Below are 20,521 nucleotides of genomic sequence, written 5' to 3' on the forward strand. Positions count from 1 at the left end.
GGTCTCACCATTGCAGGAAGCGCCCCGGGAATCAATCGGCCGGCTGATCCGTGGCGATGGCGATCACCACCATCATGCCGGGGCTCAGCAGGTGGCGGTCTCCCTCGTCCACGGAGATGCGCACCGGGATGCGCTGGGTGACCTTGGTGAAGTTGCCGGACGGGTTGGAGCTGGGGATCAGCGCGAACTCGCTGGTGGCGGAGCGGCCAATGGTCCGCACCTGGCCGGAGAAGTTGCGGTCCGGCCAGGCGTCCACGTGGATATTTACCTTCTGGCCCACGGCCAGATTGCGTACGTCGGTTTCCTTCACCTTCGCCTCGATCCAGATGTTGTCCGGCTGGTACATCATCAGGATGGGCTGGCCGGCGGACAGGTATTCGCCGGTTTCCACAAAGGTGCGGGCGACCACGCCGGCGGCTGGCGCGGTGATGGTCATGTCCTCCAGCCGGGCTTGCTGTTTGCGTACATCCGCCTTCGCTTCCGCCAGTTCCTGCCGGGTGATGGCGGTCTGGGCCTCCAGCAGTTCCGGGGTGGGCAGGCTCATGGTGCTGCCGGAGAACAGGCCGAGGGCGGCGCTGTCCCGCTGGGACTGGCGCAGGGCCACCTGCTGCCTGGCGGTCTCCAGCCGGGCCTGGGCGGCCAGCCGGTTGTAGTAGTCGCGGTCACGCTGCTGTTTCGACAGGGAGCCTGACTGGAACAGGGTGTCGGCCCGCTGCCAGGCCTGCTCCGCGTCCTCCAGTTCCACTTCCGCCACTTTCAGGTCGGCCCGGGCCGCGGCCAGTTGCTGTTCGGCGTTGGCGATGCCGCCCTGCAACTGCCGGCGTGCCTGTTCGGCCTGCTGCTGTTCAAAGGCCAGTTGCGCCTCCATGCGGGCTACCCGCGCCTGGCGCTGCTCCAGCTCCAGTTGTTCCGGCCGGCTGTACAGGTTCGCCACGGTCTGGCCGGAGTCCAGCTCGTCGCCATTGTCCAGGGTGAAGGTGTCCACCCGGCCGGGCAGGCGGGAGGATACGGTGACCAGGTCGGTGGTCACGCTGGCGTTGTCCTCCACCACGTGGGTGGTGCGGTACCACAGCCACTGGCCCAGCCACACCAGGCCGGCCACCACCAGCACGGCCAGCAGCAACAGCCGGGCCATACGGCCGGGGCGCATGGCGGGGCTTCGCTTGTTGGCGGCGGGGTTGTTGTTATTGTCATCAGCCATCGAGTAAGTCCGTGTCGGGTCAGTCTGTTGCGTGTTGGGGTGTCCGGCTCCAGCGGCTCAGCAGCCAGGCCGGGATCACCACGAAGGTGAGCGACACCATTACCAGCCAGAAGCCGTCCTGGTAGGCCATGATGGTGGCCCAGAACTGTTCAGTGGCGCCGAGTTTCTGGAGGGCGGCGGTGGTCTGCCAGGCGTCCGGTACGCCGGTGCCCGCCAGCAGGTCCCGCCAGTGGTCGGTAGTGGCCATGGCGGTGTCGTTGCCCGGTGTTACCGCGGTGCTGATATGGCTGCCGTGCCAGGTGATGCGCCGGTCCATCATCAATACCAGGGCGGCGGTCCCGAAGGCCCCGCCCATCTGCAGCATGAAGTTGATCACGCCGGAACCGTAGCCGGTCAGCGCCGGTGGCAGCGAGCCGATGGCCCCGGACAGTGTGGGCGGCGGAAACGAGGCCATGCCCATGCTCATCAGGGTCAGCGCCAGGGCCAGGTAGAAGAACGAGGTGTAGGCATCGGACAGGGAGAACAGGTACACCGCAAAGATCGCAAAGGCCAGCCCCGGCAGGGTCATGTAGTGGGCCGGGTAGCGGTCACTCAGGCGACCGACAATGGGCACCAGTACCGCCAGTACCAGGGTGGAGGGCAGGAACAGCAGTCCCGTGGTCACCGGCCGGAAGTGCAGGACGCCCTGGGAGAACAGGGGCAGCAGGTACATGATGGCGTAGAAGGCGCCGCCGAACACGAAGATGGCCAGGCAGCCCGCCACGAAGGCCCGGTGGCGGAAGATGCCCAGGTCCAGCAGCGGAAAGGCAGTGCGCCGCTGCCACCATACGAACCCGGCCCCCAGCAACAGTGACAGCGCCACCAGCCCCACCACCGCCAGGCTGTCCCAGCCCCAGCGCTGGCCGTTGGACAGGGCGGTGAGCAGGGCAAAGATGCAGGCGAACAGGCCCACGGCGCCGGGCCAGTCGAAGGGCGGCCGGGGGCCGGTCTCCTCCCGGGTCGGCAGGAACAGGTAGCCCATCACCATGGCCGCCAGGCACATGGGCGGGGTCACGAAGAACACATAGCGCCAGGTGAAGGTCTCCACCAGCCAGCCGCCGATGACCGTGGCCAGGGTCAGGGGCAGCCCCAGGCACATGCCGTAGATGGCGGTGGCCATGCCCCGTTCACCGGCCGGGAACACCGAGAACATGGCGTCCAGGGCCAGAGGGCGGATCAGGCCGGTCATCGCGCCCTGGACCACACGGGCCGCGACGATGGCGGCCATACTGGTGGCCAGGCCACCGATGATCGATGCCACCACAAAGGTGGCCAGCAGCCCCACGAAGGTGGCCCGTTGACCAAAGGCCCGCACCAGCCAGGGTGCAACCAGCAGGGCCACGGTGGTGGCGGCCAGGAAGCCGGTGGAGATCCACTGCACCTGCACATCGCTCAGCCCCAGGGAGCCCTTGATATAGGGCGTGGCCACGTTGACGATGGTAATGGACATGCCCAGCGCCACCAGCCCCAGCAGCATGGTGAGGGTAACGAGCCACTTGTATTTGGGCCCGTAACGCTGGAACATCAATTCCACTTGAGACATGGGGCATCCGGATGGGTGTGGAATGAGCTGAAAGGTCAGGGTTTCTGGCCCATTGGATAGCGTAGATCCGGTGGTGCTGGCAGACTTCGTCGTTTCCGACGATTTAGCAAGCTGATCAATTATAGAGTAGAGACAAGCGCTTGAAAAACCAGGAACTGACACTGCTGTACATTTTCGACGCCATCATGACCGAGGGCTCCATCACCCGGGCGGCGGAGCGCCTGTCCATGACCCAGCCGGCGGTGTCCAACGCCGTGTCGCGCATGCGCCACGCCTGGAAAGATCCGGTGTTCGTCAAGAAGGGCCGTCAGATTGAGCCCACCTCCTACGCTCTCAGTCTGTGGGATCAGGTGCGCAACCCCATGCACGAGTTGTCCCGGGCAGTAAGTACCAGTGCTTTCGATCCGGCCAGTTCACGCCGCAAGTTCCGTATTGCCCTGGTGGACATGATGTTGGATCTGCTGTGGCCGGCACTGGTCGGCAAGCTGGAACGGGACGCCCCCGGGGTGGACCTGCACGCGGTGCCCTACACCCTGGGCGGCGCCCATATGCAGCTTCGGGAAGCCCACGTGGACCTGGCCATCGGCATGTTGGAGGAACACGACCACAGCCTGCGCAGTACCTGGCTGGCTGAGAGCGGCTATGTGCTGGCCATGCGGGAGGATCACCCGTTGGCTGGGCGCCCCATCAGCCTGGAGGAATTCCTGGACGCCCGTCACCTTTTGATCTCGCCGACCGGCGACACCCATGGCCCGGTGGACTCAGCCCTGGATGCCATGGGGCTCAGTCGGCGGGTGGCGGTAACGGTCAACCACTTTCCCGCCATTCCGCAGCTGCTGAAAACCTCGGACCTGGTCACCGCCCTGCCGGACGGCATGATGCAGGATGAAGGGCTGCGGGAGGGGCTCTGGCTGACACAGCTTCCTATCGATGTCGACCCCATCAGCATGTACCTGATCTGGCACGCCCGACATGACCGGGAACCGGGGCTGATCTGGATGCGCTCGCTGGTGGAGTTCCTGGTTCGCGAACGGTGGCAGGACCTGGTGGAGAAATGACTGACCGGCGATAATCGGCCCTTTGATTCATCATTTAATATGATGTGACGAATACCGTTTAACAATTTTTTTGATTGGCGCAACTCCTCAATAATACAACCATCGAGATCAGCCAAGAGCTTCAAGCGCTGATACCCGACGAGTTCAATTATTCGTTTCTGAGGAGTTCAATCATGTTCGGTATCAATGCAAACCTGAAGAAAACCGCCGCCATCGCCGCTATCGCCGTTGCCGGTGTGATGGGCGCCGCTAATGCCAGTGCCCAGCAGTACTGGATGGAAGAAGTTCTGGAGCAGCAGCTCGCCGAAAAGGCCGCCCAGGAAGCCAAGGCAGCGGAAGCCGCTGACCAGCAAGCGGAAGAGAAAGCCGACAGCAACGCTTCATGAGTTGCTGAACGGGCCCTGACCAATCCGGCCAGGGCCCGACGTTTTTATTGCCCCTCTTTTTACAGTCCTTTCAGCCAGGATTCGATCCGCTCCATGGCCTTGACCAGCTTCGGGCTGGCCTGCTGGACGAAGTCCTCTCCCTCTGCAAGATCCTGGTCCGCAAACTCGCCGGCGGCGAGCTTCAGGGCCTCCGCACCATCGAAATCCACGAACGCCAGGCGCGCGCTGAGCTGATCCGGCACGAAACCGAAGTCGCTGGCCGGCAGCATGGCGACACCGGTGTCTTCCAGCAGTCGTTTGCAGAAGGCCGCACTGGTCTTGATGTCATGCCTTGCCAGGCCGTCACGATAGGCGGAGAAGTCCGGGAACAGGTAGAAGGCCCCCTCCGGCTTGCGCACATCCACGTCCATGTCTGTCAGCCGACGGTGGACGAACTCGCCGATGGCTTTCAGAACCCGACGGGAGTGCCTGAGGTACTCGTCAATGTCCTCGCCCCCATTGAAAGCGGTAATGCCCGCATACTGGATAGGCGCCGCGGTGGAGGTGAAGGTCTCGCTGGCGATAATCGCCATGGCATCCTGCAAGGGCCGCAGCTCCGGCGGGAAGATAAACGCCCCCAGGCGCCAACCGCCTGCCCCCAGCCATTTGCTCATACCGGTGCTGATAATGGTGCCTTCGGGGTAGTAGCGGGCAATGGACTTGTGGCGGCCATCGAACTGGACTTCCCCGTAGATCTCATCCGACAGCAGGATCAGCCGGTACTTGCGGGCGACGTTGGCAATGGCCAGCAACTGGTCGTCGGTGTAAGTGCATCCCGTGGGGTTGGACGGGTAGTTGAGGATCAGGATGCGGGGGCGGGTGGGGTCGTCCCGGCAGATGATGTCCAGCTCGTCGGCGGTAAGCTGCCAGTTGTTCTCGGCATGGGTCGGCAGCCAGTGCACCGACCGCCCGATAATCCGCGCCTGGGGTGCGTAGGACACCCAGCTCGGACGGGGGATCAGCAGGTCGCCGTAGTAGGCCAGTTGCAGGATGAACAGCAACTCCTTCGAGCCGGGACCAATCAGCACATCCTCCCAGTTGCAGCGCATGCGCTCGGCCCGGTTGATGTAGCCGGAAATGGCCTCCCGCAGGCCCTTCAGGCCCTTCACCGGTAGGTAGTCCTTCTCGGCGGCATGTTCCTGCAGCGCCGCCACCACCCGGTCAGGCACCGGGAAGGGCGACTGGCCCAGGCCCAGCTTGATGATATCCCGGCCCTCGGCACGCAGCTGGTTGCTCAGCTCGTTGATGCGAAGGGTGGCGGAGGGCTGGATGCCCCGTACGTTGAGGTTGATGGCGTAGCGGTGTTCGTTGTGGATATCCATGGGCCTATACTTGCGGTGATCGTTAAATGGCTGACACCCGCAGTATAGGCAACATCAGTTGTTGCGCGAGATGGTTTTCCGGTAGGTGATTGCCGAAGGTGGCACCGTCACGGGCTATTGGCAGTCTGCATTCAGGTCCCGGGTCAACTCTGCCAGTTGTCGGTTGAACACCCGGTCGTTCTCGCTGTAGTCCACGGGCACATCTACCAGGTGTACGCCGCCTTCCAGCATGGCTCGCTCCAGCGTGGGTTGCAGGTCGTCGGCGCGGGTTACCCGGTGCCCGCTGGCGCCGTAGGACTCGGCGTAGCGGACGAAATCCGGGTTGCCGTAGTCCAGGCCGAAGTTGGGGAATCCATCCTGGGCCTGCTTCCACTTGATCATGCCATAGGCGTTGTCGTTGATGATCAGGATCACCAGGTTCAGCTTCAGCCGCACGGCGGTTTCCAGCTCCTGGCTGTTCATCATGAAGCCGCCGTCGCCACAGATGGCCATCACCTTCTGTTGCGGATACAGCATGGCCGCCATCATGGCGCTGGGCAGGCCGGCGCCCATGGACGCCAGGGCGTTGTCCAGCAGCACCGTGTTGTTGTCGTAGGCCTTGTAGTTGCGGGCGAACCACAGTTTGTACATACCGTTGTCCAGGGCGATGATGCCATCATCCGGCATTACCCGGCGCACATCCCGCACAATGCGCTGGGGAATCACCGGGAATCCGTTGTCCTCGCAGCGGTCCTCCAAATGGGCTTCCAGGGCATCCTTGACCCGCAGGAATTCGGTGAAGTCGTGGTTGGCGCAGCGGCCGCAGTTGTCCGCCAGCCATTCCACGGTGTTGGCGATGTCCCCCACCACCTCGTGCTGGGGGAAGTACACCGGGTCCACGTCGGCACCGCTGAAGTTGATGTGGATGACCTGCTTGCCACCGGGGTGCATGAAGAAGGGGGGCTTTTCCACGACATCGTGGCCCACGTTGATCACCAGGTCGGCGTGGTCGATGGCGCAGTGGACAAAGTCGCCGCTGGAGAGGGCGGCGTTGCCGATGTAACGGGAATGGCGCTCGTCCACCACGCCCTTGCCCATCTGGGTGGTGAAGAAGGGAATGTCTGTGGTGTTCACCAGGTGGATCAGGGCCTGGGACACCCGCTTGCGGTTGGCACCGGCGCCGATCATGATCAGCGGGTGCCTCGCCTCGCGGATCATTTCCGCGGCCTTCTGCAGGCTCTTTTCACTGGCGGTGGGGCGGCGGGCGTCACTGGGCGAGAAGATATGGGTGTCCGGCGTGGCCAGCTCCGCGGCAATGTCCTCCGGCAGTTCCAGGTGTACCGCGCCGGGGCGTTCCTCCGCCGCCAGGCGGAAGGCCTCCCGCAGTTTGGCGGGGATGGTGTTGGCGTTGCTGATCTGCCGGGTGTACTTGGTCAGCGGCCGCATCAGGTCCACCACGTCGAGGATCTGGAACAGCCCCTGCTTGGACGACTTGATGGGCTTCTGGCCGGAAATCATCATCATGGGCATGGCGCCAAGCTGGGCATAGGCCGCGGCGGTGACCAGGTTGGTGGCCCCCGGGCCCAGGGTGGACAGACACACACCGACCCGGCCGGTCAGGCGCCCGTAGGTGGCGGCCATGAAGCCCGCCGCCTGTTCGTGGCGGTTCAGCACCAGTTCGATGGACGACTCCCGAAGGGCTTCCAGCAGGTCAAGGTTTTCCTCCCCCGGCACGCCGAAGATATAACGCACACCTTCTTTCTCCAGGACGCGGACAAAGAGCTGTGCGCCGGTGAGGGCTCCTTCGGTGCGGGTTTCGTCAGTCATGGATCCAGCCTCCTGATGGTCGTCGCTCAATTCGGATGTTCGTGGCGTTGATGCCCCGGTGGTCAACGTTACCGGTTACTGCTGGAAGCGGTGGGCCTGCAACTCGATGTGCTCCACCCGCTGCCCCAGCATGATGATACGGCCAAGATAACGTTCCTCACCCGTGGTGGTGAAATCAAACAGGAACCGCCGCCATACCCGCAACTGTCCCTGCCGGTCCCGCTTGAACCAGAGGCCCCGCAAGTACACGGCGTCGTCCAGCAGCATCACGTCCATGCGTTTGCAGTAGTTCCGGGCGGCGGCCAGCACGGAATCCTTGATGGCCTTGGCCCGCCACCAGTACCAGATGGCGAATCCGGCAATGAAGAGCCAGGTCAGGGTGGATAGGGTCACGGGTTGCTTCCATGTCTTGGGGTCATTCGAAAGCCTACACTCCCGCGCGGAAGGTGAAAAGACGGCAGCATGAAAGCGGCCCGGAATATGACGCGCTGTCATTCATCTGCCGCCCGGGGCGTGTAGAATCGGATCGGAACATACCGGAGAGACTCTGCATGCAATGGATTCTGGGGCTTGCGCTTGCCGCCCTGCTTTTCTATGTCCTCAAGCGATGGGGTGCCCTGGACCCCACACAGAAGAAAGCCGCCACCTGGAAGATCGTGCTGGCGGTGGCCGGTGTGCTGCTGGTGTTCATGGTGCTCACCGGGCGGGTGCACGTGCTGACCGCCGCGGTGGCGGCGCTGATTCCCCTGCTGCGCAAGCTGCCGTCGCTGCTGCAGTTCCTGCCCCATGTGCGGCGCCTGTTTGGTGAGGGTGACTCTGGTGAGGGCCCCGGGGAAGGGCAGCAGCGCCGGCATCAACAGGCAGCATCCTCCGGGCAGATGTCCGAGCGGGAAGCCTGTGAAATTCTCAACGTGGAGCCGGGCTGCAGCCGTGATGAGATCGTGGCGGCCCACCGGCGGCTGATGCAGAAGATCCATCCGGATCGTGGTGGCAACGATTACCTCGCCGCCAAGGTCAATGAGGCCAAGTCCGTACTGCTGGGCAAGCGCGGCGCTCCTTAAACTCTGTTCACCTCCATCAGGGCAGTGGCGGAGTTGCGCTGGGGTGACTAGTTTTAGGGAAAGTCAGCGAAATCAAGGATCGACGCCATGGGTTTGCTTGCGTTTGTGTTTGTGGTTCTGGGGCTGGGCCTGATTATTGGCGGCGGCTGGTTGCTCAGCCTGGGAGGCAGCCTCTATTACCTGGTGGCCGGCCTGGTGCTGGTGGTGGTTGGCATCATGGCACCCAGGCGCCGGACCGCGGCCCAGGGCCTCTACGCCCTGTTCCTGATCGCCACGGCAGCCTGGAGTGTCTGGGAGTCGGGCTATGACTGGTGGCCCCTGGCCACCCGCATCGGCTGGTTCCTGTTACTGGCCATTCCGCTGCTGATCCCGGCCTCCCGTAACGACCGGGGCCCGGCTCTGGGGCTGGGTGCGGTCTGGGCGGTGACCGGCGTGGCCCTGCTGGCCAGTATGCTGAACGATCCCCATCGTATCGAGGGGCGCCTGGGCGAGCAGGTGGTCATGGAGGAGCCCCGCCTCGGAGAGAGCCCGGAAGAGGACTGGCTGGCCTGGGGGCGGACCAATCTGGGCCAGCGCTATTCGCCCCTGGATCAGATCACCCCGGACAATGTCGACAACCTGGAACTGGCCTGGCGTTACCAGACCGGTGACGTCAAACAGCCCGAGGACACCGGCGAGACCACCTACGAGGTGACACCGCTCAAGGTGGGCAACACCCTCTACCTGTGCACGCCCCACAACTGGCTGGTGGCCCTGAACGCGGACACCGGCGAGGAGCGCTGGGTCTACAAGGCGGGCATCGAGCCTAACAACCAGCGTCAGCACCAGACCTGCCGGGGTGTTTCCTACCTGCCCCCCGAGGCTGGACCGGGCACCGCCCCCGCCGTGCGGACGGTCAGTGGTCCGGCCGAGGACCAGTCACCGGTGAGTTGCGATGCCCATCTGTACCTGCCCACCGCCGATGCCCGCCTGCTGGCGCTGGACCCGTCCACTGGGGCCCGCTGTCAGGACTTTGCGGACAATGGCGAACTGGACCTGCAGCACAACATGCCGTTCACCCAGTCCGGCTTCTACTACTCCACATCGCCGCCGGTGGTGGCCAGCGGAGTGGTGGTCGTCGCCGGTTCGGTGAACGACAACTACGACATCAACTCCCCCTCCGGCGTGATCCGCGCCTATGATACCCACACCGGGGAGCTGGTCTGGAACTGGGATTCCGGCAACCCGGAGCAGACCGACCCCATCGCCGACGACGAAACCTACACCACCAGTTCCCCCAACAGCTGGTCCGTGGCCAGCGCCGACGAGGAACTGGGGCTGGTCTATTTCCCCATGGGCAACCGTACCCCGGACCAGCTTGGCATGTACCGCTCCGAGCATGAGGAGCGCTTCTCCAGCTCGGTGGTGGCGCTGGAACTGGACACCGGCCAGGTGGCCTGGGTGCGGCAGTTCGTCCACCACGACCTGTGGGACATGGACACCCCGGCACAGCCCAGCCTGCTGGACCTGGAAACCGACGACGGTGTCCAGCCGGCCCTGGTGGTGCCCACCAAGCAGGGGGATGTCTACGTGCTAAACCGGGAAACCGGCGAGCCGATCCATCCGGTCACCGAGGAACCGGCGCCCCAGGGCGCCATCGAGGGGGACTACACCGCGCCGACGCAGCCGGTGTCCGCCCTCAATTTCAACCCGCCGCCGTTGCGGGAGGCGGATATGTGGGGGGCGACGCCTTTCGACCAGTTGGCCTGCCGTATCCAGTTCCGTTCCCTCAGGTATGAGGGGCGCTACACGCCACCCAGTGAGCAGGGCACCATCGTGTATCCCGGCAACTTCGGGGTCTTCAACTGGGGCAGTATCGCGGTGGATCCGAAGCGGCAGGTGATGTTCGGCATGCCCCTGTATATGGCCTTTGTCTCAAGGCTGGTTCCCAACGAGGAGGGTGTGACGCCGGAAGGTCCGGTCAACCAGGGTGAGCAGGGCCTGAACAGCAACACCGGAGCCCCTTATTCGGTGGAACTGAAACCATTGATGTCGCCCCTGGGCATTCCCTGCCAGCAGCCTCCGTGGGGTTATGTGGCCGGTGCTGACCTGCGTACCGGGGAGGTGGTCTGGAAGCATCGCAACGGCACCGTGCGCGACATGAGCCCCCTGCCGGTCCCCTTCAGGCTCGGCGTGCCGGGCATTGGCGGGCCGGTGATCACCGAGGGCGGCGTGGTGTTCCTGGCCGCCACCGTGGACGACTACCTGCGGGCCTACGACCTGACCACCGGCGAGCAGTTGTGGCGGGCCCGGTTGCCGGCGGGTGGCCAGGCCACCCCCATGACCTACCTGAACAGCCAGGGTGAGCAGATGGTGGTGCAGGTGGCCGGTGGTCACGGCTCCATCGGCACGACCCTGGGCGATTATGTGGTGGCCTACAAACTGGCGGAGGATGCAGACAACTGATCACCGGGTCTGCGTAATGGCCGCTAAAGCGTTATGATGATGTCCCCGTGGCAGGCAGTCTGCCCGCTACTCATACAATAACGCTTAGGGAGTCGTGGCCCCTTCCTTGCCGGTGGGCCGGTAGCAGGATTCTTTCACCTGCGCCGGCTGCCGGCCCGCGATTCCCGACAGGAACAGGAGGTCAGGACAACGCATGCCCAGCCAGGAAACACCCCAACGTCTCTACGGTGTACCCCATTCCCTGTACACCGGAATCGCCCGCTGCTACCTGAGGACCCAGGGCATTCCCTACACCGAGATTCCCACGTCCCACCCGGACTTTGCCGAACGCATCATGCCCGTTATCCAGCGCAGCATCATTCCGGTACTGGAAACGCCGGAGGGGGAGGTTGTCCAGGACAGCCTGGATATCATCGACCACTTCGAGCAGCAGGGCGTGCGTTATTCCGCCTATCCCCAGGGGCTCTTGCAACGGGTGCTGGCGGTGATCATCGCGTACTACGGTACCCAGGCGATGCTGCCCCACGCCATGCATTACCGCTGGACCTACCGGGACGACCAGGAGGGCTTCCTGCGGGACCAGTTTGCGGCGGGCTCCGGCGAGGCCCTGGCGGACAAGATCATGTCGCGGATGAACTCCTACCTGCCGCAACTGGGGGTGAATGATCACACCATTCCCGAGATCGAGGCTTCCTACGAGCAGTTGCTGGACACCCTGAACGTGCATTTCGCGGAGCACCCGTACCTGTTCGGCGGGCGTCCGTCCATCGCCGACTACGGCCTGATCGGCCCCATGTTCGCCCACCTGGGCCGGGACCCGGTGCCCGGCAATATCATGAAGACGCGGGCGCCCAAGGTGTTCCGCTGGGTGGAGCGGATGACCGCGCCGGGTCTGGATACCCCCGAGTTCCCGGGTTACGGCGACGACTTCCTGGCGGACGACGCCATCCCGGAGACCCTGGAACCCCTGTTGCGCCAGATTGCCGATGAGATCTTCCCGATGCTGACGGACAAGCTGGCGTTCATGGACGGCCTGATCCAGGAGCAGCAACCGGAAGACGGCCAGCCGGTATCACCGAAGCCGCACCAGCGCTATGTGGGCGCGGTGGAAACCTCCTTCCGGGGCGTACCTGTGCAGGCGGGCATCCAGCCCTATCTGGTCTATGTGCTGCGCAAGGCGGATGAGGCGCTGGCAACGGCGCCGGGCGAGGACCAGCGGCGGGTGCACGAGGCACTGGCCGACCGGGGCCTGGCCGGCGCGCTGCCCGGGGAGCGGGGCTACAGTGTCGACCGGCGCAACCACATTGAAGTATGGGAACGCCGCTGAGGCCCCTGGCCAGTGTTGCCAGCCCTTGAGGTGGAATCACCACATCGGCGGACTGGCGCCTGGGCCAGGGCCTCAGTGCCTGGCCGGGACTGACTGTTACACCGCCAGTTCAGTGAGCAGCGCCTGGCGGCGTGCCTCCGGCATGAAGGCCGCCTCCAGGGCGTTGCGGGCCAGTTGGCGGAAGGTCTCCTGGCCCCAGCCGAAGGCGCTGTGGCAGGCCCGGTAGTTGTCCAGTACACCACCGCCGAAGTAGGCGGGGTCATCGGAATTGATGGTCAGGGTCAGGCCGGCCGCCAGCAGGCGCGGCAGCGGGTGGTCGGTCATCCGCTCCACCACCTTGAGGCGCACGTTGGACAGGGGGCAGACCGTCAGGGGGACGCGTTCCTCCTTCAGTCGCCGGACCAGGCCCGGGTCTTCCAGGCAGCGCACACCGTGGTCCACCCGGATCACCTGCAGGTCATCCAGGGCGCCTTGGATGTACTCCGGCGGGCCTTCCTCGCCGGCATGGGCCACACCCGGAATGCCCAACTCCCGGGCCCGGCGGAACACTTCTGCAAAGGGCCCGGGCGGGTAGCCCATTTCAGCACTGTCCAGCCCCACCGCATCGATACGATCCAGCCAGGGCTGTGCCTGCTCCAGCACCTCGGCGGCACTGGCCACCGGTTCATCCCGCAGGAAGCTCAGGATCAGCCCGGTACTGAGGTCCAGTTCCCTTTCCGCCTCATCCATCGCGCCGAGCAGCCCCTCCATCTGCACATCAAGACCGATACCCCGCTTAAGGTGGGCCTGGGGATCGAAGGACAGGTCCACGTGCACCACACCTTCCGAGGCCGCCCGGCGGAAGTAGTCCATGGCCAGGTCATGGAAGTCCCGGGGTGTCTGCAGTACCGCCATGCCCTGGTAGTACAGGTTCAGGAAGGATTGCAGGTCGCTGAAATCGTACGCCGCCCGCACTTCCTCCACGGACTGGTAGGGCAGGTCGACGCCATTGCGCCGGGCCAGCCCGAACATCAGCTCCGGTTCCAGGGAACCCTCGATGTGCAGGTGCAGTTCGGCCTTGGGCAGGGCCTTGAGGAAGGTGTCCATGATGGTCTCCGCAAATTGACTATTCTGGCAGCCACGGTTCCGGCTGTCATCGCGTTCCGGGTTTATCAGGTGGCGTAGCGGCCGGACAGTTCTCGCAGTTCCTCCGCCAGTGCCGCCTGGTCACGGGTCACCTGGTTGATCTCCCGGGAGCCGGCCAGGGTCTGCTGGGAGGCTTCCCGGACACTGTCCATGCCACGGGCGATGTCCTGGGTCACCGCTTCCTGTTCCTCCGCAGCGGTGGCGATCTGGCTCGCCATGCCGGAGATCCGGGCCACGTCGCCGTTGATGGCGGCAAAGGTGTCGGCCAGCTCGCCGGCCTGCCGGGCGGTATCCAGGGCCTGTTGGTGACTGGTCCCCATGGCCTGGTGGGCGTTGTCGGCAATATTCCGGAAACGGGTAATGATGTCTTCGATCTCCACCGTGGATTCGTGGGTCTGGCGGGCCAGGGTCCTGACCTCATCGGCCACCACCGAGAAGCCGCGACCGTGTTCCCCGGCCCGGGCCGCCTCGATGGCGGCGTTCAGGGCCAGCAGGTTGGTCTGATCGGCCACTTTCCTGATCATGTCCACCATGTTTGTGATCTCCAGGCTGGCGGTGCGCAGGTCTTCCATGGTGCCGCTCACCAACTGGATGGACGCCGCCAGTTGCTTCACCTGGGCCAGGCTCTGTTGCACCACCGTCTGCCCCCGCTGGTTGCGCTCGGTGGCGGTATTCGCGGCGGTGGCCACGTCCTGGGTATTGCTCGAGATCTCGGCGGACGTGGCCGCCATCTGCTCGATGGCTGTCGCCGCCTGTTCCACTTCCCCTTGCTGACGGCTGACCCGGTCCACGGCCTGGTTCGCCGTGGTGCTGGTCTGCTCGGTGGCACTGGCCAGTTGTACGCTGGCCTGGTCGATCCGGGTGATGGCCTCCCCGAAGGTTGCCAGCAACCGGTTGAGGGCGTGGCCGATACGTCCCATTTCATCCCGGCTGGTCACTGTGGTGCGGACACCCAGGGTGCGCTGTTCGGTGACGGTATCGATATCGGTGAGCAGGGTACGGACCTGTCGGCTGATACTGCGCATAAGCAGCAGGGCAACGGCAGCAAAGATCACCACGGCAATGACCGTAATTACCAGCAATTGCCGCTGCCCGGCCTTGGCCGTGGCCAGGCTTTGCGACGCCTGGGCGGCCATGGTGGTGACAACGTCGTTCTTGAGGGCGTAGAACTGGTCGATGCGGGCCGTGGCCAGGTCGAACCATTCGATACCGGCCATGCCGATGTACCCGAATTCCGACGACACCAGCTGCTCCCGCTGGCCAACAAAGGCCTGTGCCTCGTCGGAGGCGGCAAGATCCTTTAGGCGGCGGTCGGTTTCCGGTCCCAGCAGGTCACCGGTGGTTTCCAGCAGGGCCAGCTGTCTCCCGGCCAACTGGCTCAGGGCGGCGTAGGCCGCAAAGTCCGTCATGCCGGAGCGGATAATGGCGGCACCGGCGGCGCGTTCCCGGCCGGCCCATTCCGCGGCCATGGTCAGGGCGTGGTAACCGCTGAGCGTACGGCTGAGTCGCCCGTCGTGGATCCGGGCCAGGATGTCAGGGGTTATTCCGATCATGTCCATGATGATGGCGGAGTAGCGACCCGTCGCCTCGGGAATGGTCAGGCTGGTGCTGTCTGCCGCGCTGCGAAGCCCCGGCAGGCCGGCAAGCTCTGCCTGCACCGACTCCAGGCGCTCGCGGGTGGGGCTATCGGTTGGCAACAGCTCGATCAATGATGACCGTTCCTGCCGGAATGCCGCCAGTTGCTGGTCGGTGATCGCGCGCTGCTCCGCCAGACGTTCCACCGCGCGGGAATCGCTGCCACCGGAGGCCAGCATCAGGGCTGTGAGGCCCCGTTCCTTCTGCAGGTGTTCGATCAGGGGATCGGCGGCCTGGGTGATGGCCACCCGGTCCAGCAGGGCCCGGGTATTGTCCACCCTGACCGAGCTGGACCAGAAGGCCGACAGGGAAAACCAGAGGATGGCCACCAGGGCCGGAAGGATAAGCAGCAGTAGCTTTCCACGCATGGAAAGATGGTTCAGCCAGGACAAGGTTACCTCCATAACACGGTGACAACGCTCCAGGATGGAGCACAACCTGTGTCGCCTTGCTTCTGCGCCTTGTCCTGGTGCGTCTGTGGAGCGAGGGGATCCGCGACGAACCGGGGACAGGCGTGCCCCGGCGATGAGGCCGGGGCGAAAGAGCGACTCGCAAGGTAGGAGGCTAAGCAGTCATCGTGCCAGGTGGCTGCTTCAGAGGATGTCGACTTTCACTTCAAATTGCTGGTTTTCCTGGCGACTGCCGCCAACCTGGTAGGTGATGCCGGACTGCTGGCCCTGCTGGGTGGTTTCGGTGCCGCCCACGTCGACCCATTCACCGGGGGCGACCCGGCGCTGGGTGACTACCGCGTCGGTTTCATAGCCGTCCATGCCGGAGTCCGGCATGTTCTCGAAGGCGGTGATGCTGAGTTCGACCTGCTGGTCGGAAATGCGCTGGGGGGTGACGATGAAGCCGCTGCGGATATCCACCTGCTGGTAGATGGCCGCCGGGTTGCGCCCGCCCCGGATGGCCAGCGGCAGGGTACGTACCTGGCCGGAGCTGATATGGGCGGATTGTCCGTCCTGTACCACCACGTTCCGTTCCTGGCGACTCTGGGTGCTGATGGTCCGGCTCTCACCCTGGATGGTGACCACGTTGCCGTGGCCGGTACTGACACCGCCGCCGGAGCGTTTGCCCTGGACCTGACCGCCGCTGCGGACAGTGATGCGTAGCTGTACCGGTGCCACGTCCATGGTCTGGATAAGCTGTCCGATCTCATCCAGCACCTCCGGGTCGCCACGGGTAACCAGTTGGCTGCCCTGGGCGGCCATGGTCAGTTCGCTCTCCGGGTAGAGGGACCTGAGCTGGTCCGCCACCTCCCGGGCCGGCCGGTTTTCGAGGGTGAAGGTGCGGTTCTCGGGCGCCGCCAGCACCAGGGCGGGCAACAGGGTCAGAAGCAGGATCAGGATTCGGGCAGGAGCACTGGCCATGGACATCTCCGCAGAAAATTGTAGGCAGCGGTTGCAAACCGGGAAAGCCGGGGAGTATATTGTTGATCATGAATACGACTAATGCACCCTGTCAATTGCACGCATCTCATCAACGAAGTGTCACGACGCACTTCGGAGACAGCGCCCTGACACGCTTCGCGAATGCGACGGCGGGTGTTTCCGTGTTCTTCTGGTGGTTTTTTGGTTATGGCTTTTATTTTAGCCAGAGCCGAGGCCGCCTGTAGCACACGCAAGACAGATTCAGGAAAAGGCAGCCCGGCACCGACCCCAGGCTGCCACCGGACAAAAAAGCCCCGACTGGTAGCCTCCCAGCCGGGGCTTTTTCGTTTCCAACTGGCAAAAACGAGAAGGATTTGAACAACATGAACATGCCGCTGGAAGTCCGGACGACACAGGAGGCCAATCCCGTGGAAGCACCTGCGGATCCGCAACCCGATCCGTCGGGGAAAACCGCCACACCCTTGCCCACACCCGCCACATTGCGCCGGGACATTCCGGTGCCGGACTACCTGGCGTCCCAGATCGATCAACATCGCCAGGAGATCCGCGCCATTCTCAATGGTGACGACGACCGCCTGCTGATGGTGGTGGGGCCCTGTTCCATCCACGATGAAGTGGCCGCCCTGGAATATGGCGAGAAGCTGGCGGCGCTGGCGGACGAGGTCAGCGATCGCATGCTGATCGTCATGCGGGCCTACCTGGAGAAACCCCGTACCACCGTGGGCTGGAAGGGCCTGTTGTACGACCCGGAGCGCACCGGCGAGGGCAACCTGGGCGAGGGGCTGGTGCGCTCCCGCCGGCTGCTGGTGAACCTGGCCCACCTGGGGCTGCCCCTGGCGACGGAGGCACTCAGCCCCCTGGCCATGGACTACCTGGACGACCTGGTGAGCTGGACCGCCATCGGCGCCCGCACCACCGAATCCCAGATCCATCGGGAACTGGTCAGCGGCCTGCCCATGCCCACCGGCTTCAAGAATGGCACCGACGGCTCTGTCGGTGTGGCGGTCAACGCCATGAAGTCCGCCGCCCACGGCCACCACCGGCTGGGTTTCGATGCCCATGGGCAGCCGTCGATGATCACCACCCGGGGGAATCGCGATACCCACCTGGTACTCCGGGGCGGGCGCGGTATCACCAACTACGATGCCGACAGCATTGGTACAGCCGTGGAGACCCTGACCGCCGCCGGTGTCCGTACCGCGGTGATGGTGGATTGCAGCCATGACAATGCCTGCAAGCAGCCGGAGCGGCAGCCGGGCATCGCCCGCGAGGTGGTGGCCCAGCGCCAGGCCGGTAACCGGGCCATCAAGGGCCTGATGATCGAGAGTTTCCTGCAGCAGGGCCGGCAGGACGATGGCGACGAGCTGGCCTACGGCCTGTCCATCACCGACCCCTGCCTGGGCTGGGAGGAGACGGAAGCCCTGTTGCGGTCGCTCTGACCGCCCGGGCTGCCGTGGAGTGATTTGCTAGTTCCGGGCTGGGGTGCTGTCACCGCTATCACCGGATATGGTGGAGAACAGCAATTGCCCCGCCAGGACCAGCAGGACGCCGCCCATCAGCCGGTCCAGCCAGTGACCGAAGCGGTCAAACGCCCGCCGCATCCGGGGCAGGGTGAAGAACACCGCCACCCCGGCAAACCATAGGCCGGTGGCGATGGCCATATAGAGCCCGTAGCCTGCCTGCACGGCAACCGGCGTACCGGGGCTGATTACCACGGAAAACAGCGACACGAAGAACAGCGTGGCCTTGGGATTCAGGGTATTGGTCAGGAAACCCAGCCGGAAGGCCGCCGGCCCGGATTGCGTCTTCACACCATGGGTGTCCACATGAACACCTCCCGCCCTTGATCTCAGACACTGTATCGCAATCCAGGTCAGGTAGAGTGCACCAATGACTTTAAGGATCGTAAACAGGGTCAGGGACTGCTGGATCAGCAGGCCGATGCCGAGCAGTGAGTAGGTTACGTGCACCAGGATGGCCAGGCCGATTCCCACGGCCGTCAGCAGCGCGTTGCGGCGGCTCTGGCAGAGCGCCTGGCGCAGCATGATGGCAAAGTCGGGCCCCGGGCTGGCGACCGCCAGCAGGTGAACAATGGCAACGGTTGCAAATTCGGCCCAGTAGGCAGACACATTTCACCCCGCGTTTGAATTCCGGAAAAGTGGGCAGCATAGAGGTAAATATCGGTTTTCGCCACAGAACGGGGTTGAGTGGGCCGCCGTGCCAGCTATGTTTATAGGCGGGATCGTAGTCCAGACAGGAGAACGCCAGTGGTCAAACGCAGCAAGGTTGAAGTCGCCATCCTGGGGGCCGGCACGGCGGGCATGGGAGCCTATCGGGCGGCCCGCAAGCACACCGACAGCCTGGCCCTGATCGAAGGCGCCCACTATGGCACCACTTGTGCCCGGGTGGGGTGTATGCCCAGCAAGTTGCTGATCGCGGCAGCGGAGGCGGCCCAGGATACACGCCACGCGGACCTGTTCGGGGTTCGCACCGGCGGGGTTACCATCGATGGCCCGGCGGTGATGAAGCGGGTGCGGGCGGAGCGCGACCGCTTCGTCGGTTTCGTGCTGGAGGCGGTGGAGGGCTTCCCGGAAGCCCATCGTTTCCGGGGCCATGCCCGCTTCCTGTCTCCCCATCGCCTGCGGGTGGGTGATAACCATGAGATCGAGGCGGACCGGATTGTGATCGCCACCGGCTCCCGTCCCAATATCCCCGGCTTCCTGAAGGCGGCGGAAAACCGGCTGGTGGTGAATGATGACATTTTCGAGTGGCAGGACCTGCCGGACTCCGTGGCCGTGTTCGGTCCCGGGGTGATCGGGCTGGAGCTGGGTCAGGCCCTGAGCCGTCTGGGGGTACGGGTACGGATGTTCGGTGCCGGCGGCGCCATCGGCCCGATCCAGGATCCGGAGATCCGCCAGTGTGCGCTGGACACCTTTAACGACGAATTTCCCCTGAACCCGGATGCCGACACCCGCAAGATCGAACACCGGCCGGATGGCGTGGCCATCACCTTTGTTGACGGGGACGGGGACGTGGTCACGGAAACCTTCGATTACCTGCTGGCGGCCACCGGTCGGCGGCCCAATATCGACGGGCTCGATATCCAGAACGCCGACCTGGAACTGGACGACCGGGGCACCCCGGTGTTCGACCGTTACACCCTTCGTTGTGGCGACAGCCATATCTTTATTGCCGGTGACGTCAACAACGAGCTGCCACTGCTGCACGAGGCGGCGGACGAGGGGCGTATTGCCGGAAATAACGCAGGACAGTACCCGGAGGTGAGGGCCGGGTTCCGCCGGGTACCGCTGTCCGTGGTGTTCACAGACCCGCAGATCGCCACCGTGGGCAAGACCATCCAGCAGGTGGACAAGGACTGTCGCGGTTGTTTCGCCGTAGGGTCCGTATCCTTCGAGGGCCAGGGGCGTAGTCGGGTGATCGGTCGCAACAGGGGGCTGCTACGGGTCTATGGCGAGCATGGCACCGGCCTGTTCATGGGGGCGGAGATGTTCGGCCCGGCGGCGGAGCATATCGGCCACCTGCTGGCCTGGGCGGCGCAGCAACGCCTGACCGTGTCCGCGATGCTGGACATGCCGTTCTACCATCCGGTAATCGAAGAGGGCGTGCGGACCGCGCTCCGGGACCTGAACCGCCGGCTGAGCATGGGCCCTGAGGTGGTGGAGAATTGCCTGGATTGCGGACCGGGAGGCTGATCGGCGGGCATGAAAAAGCCGGCGACGGAGCGCCGGCAAACCTGGGGCCGCCACATTTCGGGGTAGGAAGGGTCAGGCCGTGGTCACGCCCTGGTGATCATACCCGGAGGGTTGCGCCTGGCGACACTGTGCCCTGCTGGCCCAGATTTTCTCATGGAAGAAGTAGGCCACGGTGTTGATCGCCGGCTCAACCATCGCGATCAGGCTGCCGATCAGGATATCACCGGTCAGTACAAAGGCGACGGTGAACGCCACGGTGAAGTGTGTGATGGCGAAGGTGATGGTCTTGGTCAGGGAGTTGTCACCCTCCCGACCGTGGTCGTGGAAAAACAGCTTCAGAGCACTCATGGCCAGCTCCCGCCTGATGGATTGAACACACTCCCATTGAAAGACAACGGATAATCACTGTTAAGTAAATTAATTCTTGGAG

At 64.3% G+C, this 20,521-nt stretch carries 17 protein-coding genes; 7 read left to right on the forward strand and 10 right to left on the reverse strand.

Features of this window, described 5'->3' with window-relative positions; translation table 11 throughout:
* Positions 1-31: 31 nt before the first annotated feature.
* Both ACJO2E_RS19585 and ACJO2E_RS19590 read right to left on the reverse strand, forming a co-directional pair.
* Complete coding sequence (locus ACJO2E_RS19585) at positions 32-1,201, reverse strand: HlyD family secretion protein (protein ID WP_406966078.1); 1,170 nt, start codon at positions 1,199-1,201, stop codon at positions 32-34.
* Positions 1,202-1,220: 19 nt separating this feature from the next.
* Complete coding sequence (locus tag ACJO2E_RS19590) at positions 1,221-2,783, reverse strand: DHA2 family efflux MFS transporter permease subunit (protein ID WP_406966079.1); 1,563 nt, start codon at positions 2,781-2,783, stop codon at positions 1,221-1,223.
* 140 nt (positions 2,784-2,923) lie between these two features.
* Between ACJO2E_RS19590 and ACJO2E_RS19595 the strand changes: the two genes are divergently transcribed.
* Together ACJO2E_RS19595 and ACJO2E_RS19600 are read left to right on the forward strand one after the other, a co-directional pair.
* Positions 2,924-3,841 (forward strand): LysR family transcriptional regulator, encoded by a 918-nt coding sequence (locus ACJO2E_RS19595; RefSeq protein ID WP_406966080.1) that lies wholly within the window; start codon positions 2,924-2,926, stop codon positions 3,839-3,841.
* Positions 3,842-4,014: 173 nt separating this feature from the next.
* Positions 4,015-4,227, forward strand: a complete 213-nt coding sequence (locus ACJO2E_RS19600) for a hypothetical protein (protein WP_406966081.1) — start codon at positions 4,015-4,017, stop codon at positions 4,225-4,227.
* Between the two features lie 59 nt (positions 4,228-4,286).
* Here the strand turns inward: ACJO2E_RS19600 and ACJO2E_RS19605 are convergent, their stop codons facing one another.
* The 3 genes from ACJO2E_RS19605 to ACJO2E_RS19615 all read right to left on the reverse strand — a co-directional run bounded on the left by ACJO2E_RS19605 (position 4,287) and on the right by ACJO2E_RS19615 (position 7,787).
* Entirely contained in the window at positions 4,287-5,588 is a 1,302-nt protein-coding gene (locus ACJO2E_RS19605) for a pyridoxal phosphate-dependent aminotransferase (RefSeq protein WP_406966083.1), read from the reverse strand.
* A 114-nt stretch (positions 5,589-5,702) separates the two neighbouring features.
* The gene (locus ACJO2E_RS19610) at positions 5,703-7,394 is read right to left on the reverse strand and encodes an acetolactate synthase large subunit (RefSeq protein WP_406966084.1); all 1,692 of its coding nucleotides are present in this window, start codon (positions 7,392-7,394) and stop codon (positions 5,703-5,705) included.
* A gap of 75 nt (positions 7,395-7,469) precedes the next feature.
* Entirely contained in the window at positions 7,470-7,787 is a 318-nt protein-coding gene (locus tag ACJO2E_RS19615) for a DUF3301 domain-containing protein (protein WP_328185171.1), read from the reverse strand.
* Between the two features lie 158 nt (positions 7,788-7,945).
* On the opposite strand from ACJO2E_RS19615, the gene ACJO2E_RS19620 reads away from it, so the two are divergent.
* From ACJO2E_RS19620 to ACJO2E_RS19630, 3 genes are all read left to right on the forward strand, one after another.
* Complete coding sequence (locus ACJO2E_RS19620; protein ID WP_406966085.1) at positions 7,946-8,455, forward strand: DnaJ domain-containing protein; 510 nt, start codon at positions 7,946-7,948, stop codon at positions 8,453-8,455.
* Between the two features lie 87 nt (positions 8,456-8,542).
* The gene (locus tag ACJO2E_RS19625; RefSeq protein WP_406966086.1) at positions 8,543-10,900 is read left to right on the forward strand and encodes a glucose/quinate/shikimate family membrane-bound PQQ-dependent dehydrogenase; all 2,358 of its coding nucleotides are present in this window, start codon (positions 8,543-8,545) and stop codon (positions 10,898-10,900) included.
* A gap of 193 nt (positions 10,901-11,093) precedes the next feature.
* Positions 11,094-12,227, forward strand: coding sequence for a glutathione S-transferase family protein (locus ACJO2E_RS19630; RefSeq protein ID WP_406966087.1), 1,134 nt, complete (start codon positions 11,094-11,096; stop codon positions 12,225-12,227).
* Positions 12,228-12,323: 96 nt separating this feature from the next.
* On the opposite strand, the gene ACJO2E_RS19635 is transcribed toward ACJO2E_RS19630, so the two are convergent.
* From ACJO2E_RS19635 to ACJO2E_RS19645, 3 genes are all read right to left on the reverse strand, one after another.
* Entirely contained in the window at positions 12,324-13,313 is a 990-nt protein-coding gene (locus tag ACJO2E_RS19635) for an adenosine deaminase (RefSeq protein ID WP_406966089.1), read from the reverse strand.
* Between the two features lie 65 nt (positions 13,314-13,378).
* Complete coding sequence (locus ACJO2E_RS19640) at positions 13,379-15,379, reverse strand: methyl-accepting chemotaxis protein (protein WP_406966090.1); 2,001 nt, start codon at positions 15,377-15,379, stop codon at positions 13,379-13,381.
* 201 nt (positions 15,380-15,580) lie between these two features.
* Positions 15,581-16,357 (reverse strand): secretin, encoded by a 777-nt coding sequence (locus ACJO2E_RS19645; protein WP_406966091.1) that lies wholly within the window; start codon positions 16,355-16,357, stop codon positions 15,581-15,583.
* 383 nt (positions 16,358-16,740) lie between these two features.
* Here ACJO2E_RS19645 and ACJO2E_RS19650 point away from each other — a divergent pair, with 383 nt between their 5' ends.
* On the forward strand, positions 16,741-17,817 hold the full coding sequence (locus ACJO2E_RS19650) for a 3-deoxy-7-phosphoheptulonate synthase (protein WP_406966092.1): 1,077 nt from the start codon (positions 16,741-16,743) through the stop codon (positions 17,815-17,817).
* 27 nt (positions 17,818-17,844) lie between these two features.
* Here ACJO2E_RS19650 and ACJO2E_RS19655 read toward each other — a convergent pair whose 3' ends face one another.
* Positions 17,845-18,507, reverse strand: coding sequence for a LysE family translocator (locus ACJO2E_RS19655; RefSeq protein WP_406966093.1), 663 nt, complete (start codon positions 18,505-18,507; stop codon positions 17,845-17,847).
* Positions 18,508-18,645: 138 nt separating this feature from the next.
* On the opposite strand from ACJO2E_RS19655, the gene ACJO2E_RS19660 reads away from it, so the two are divergent.
* Positions 18,646-20,091, forward strand: a complete 1,446-nt coding sequence (locus ACJO2E_RS19660) for a dihydrolipoyl dehydrogenase (RefSeq protein ID WP_406966094.1) — start codon at positions 18,646-18,648, stop codon at positions 20,089-20,091.
* A 72-nt stretch (positions 20,092-20,163) separates the two neighbouring features.
* Here ACJO2E_RS19660 and ACJO2E_RS19665 read toward each other — a convergent pair whose 3' ends face one another.
* A complete protein-coding gene (locus tag ACJO2E_RS19665) occupies positions 20,164-20,439 on the reverse strand; it encodes a DUF2061 domain-containing protein (RefSeq protein WP_406966095.1) in 276 nt (91 codons plus the stop codon).
* Positions 20,440-20,521 lie beyond the last annotated feature (82 nt).

Origin of the sequence: Marinobacter shunpengi, assembly GCF_045449695.1 — a bacterium.
Taxonomy (GTDB): Bacteria; Pseudomonadota; Gammaproteobacteria; order Pseudomonadales; family Oleiphilaceae; genus Marinobacter.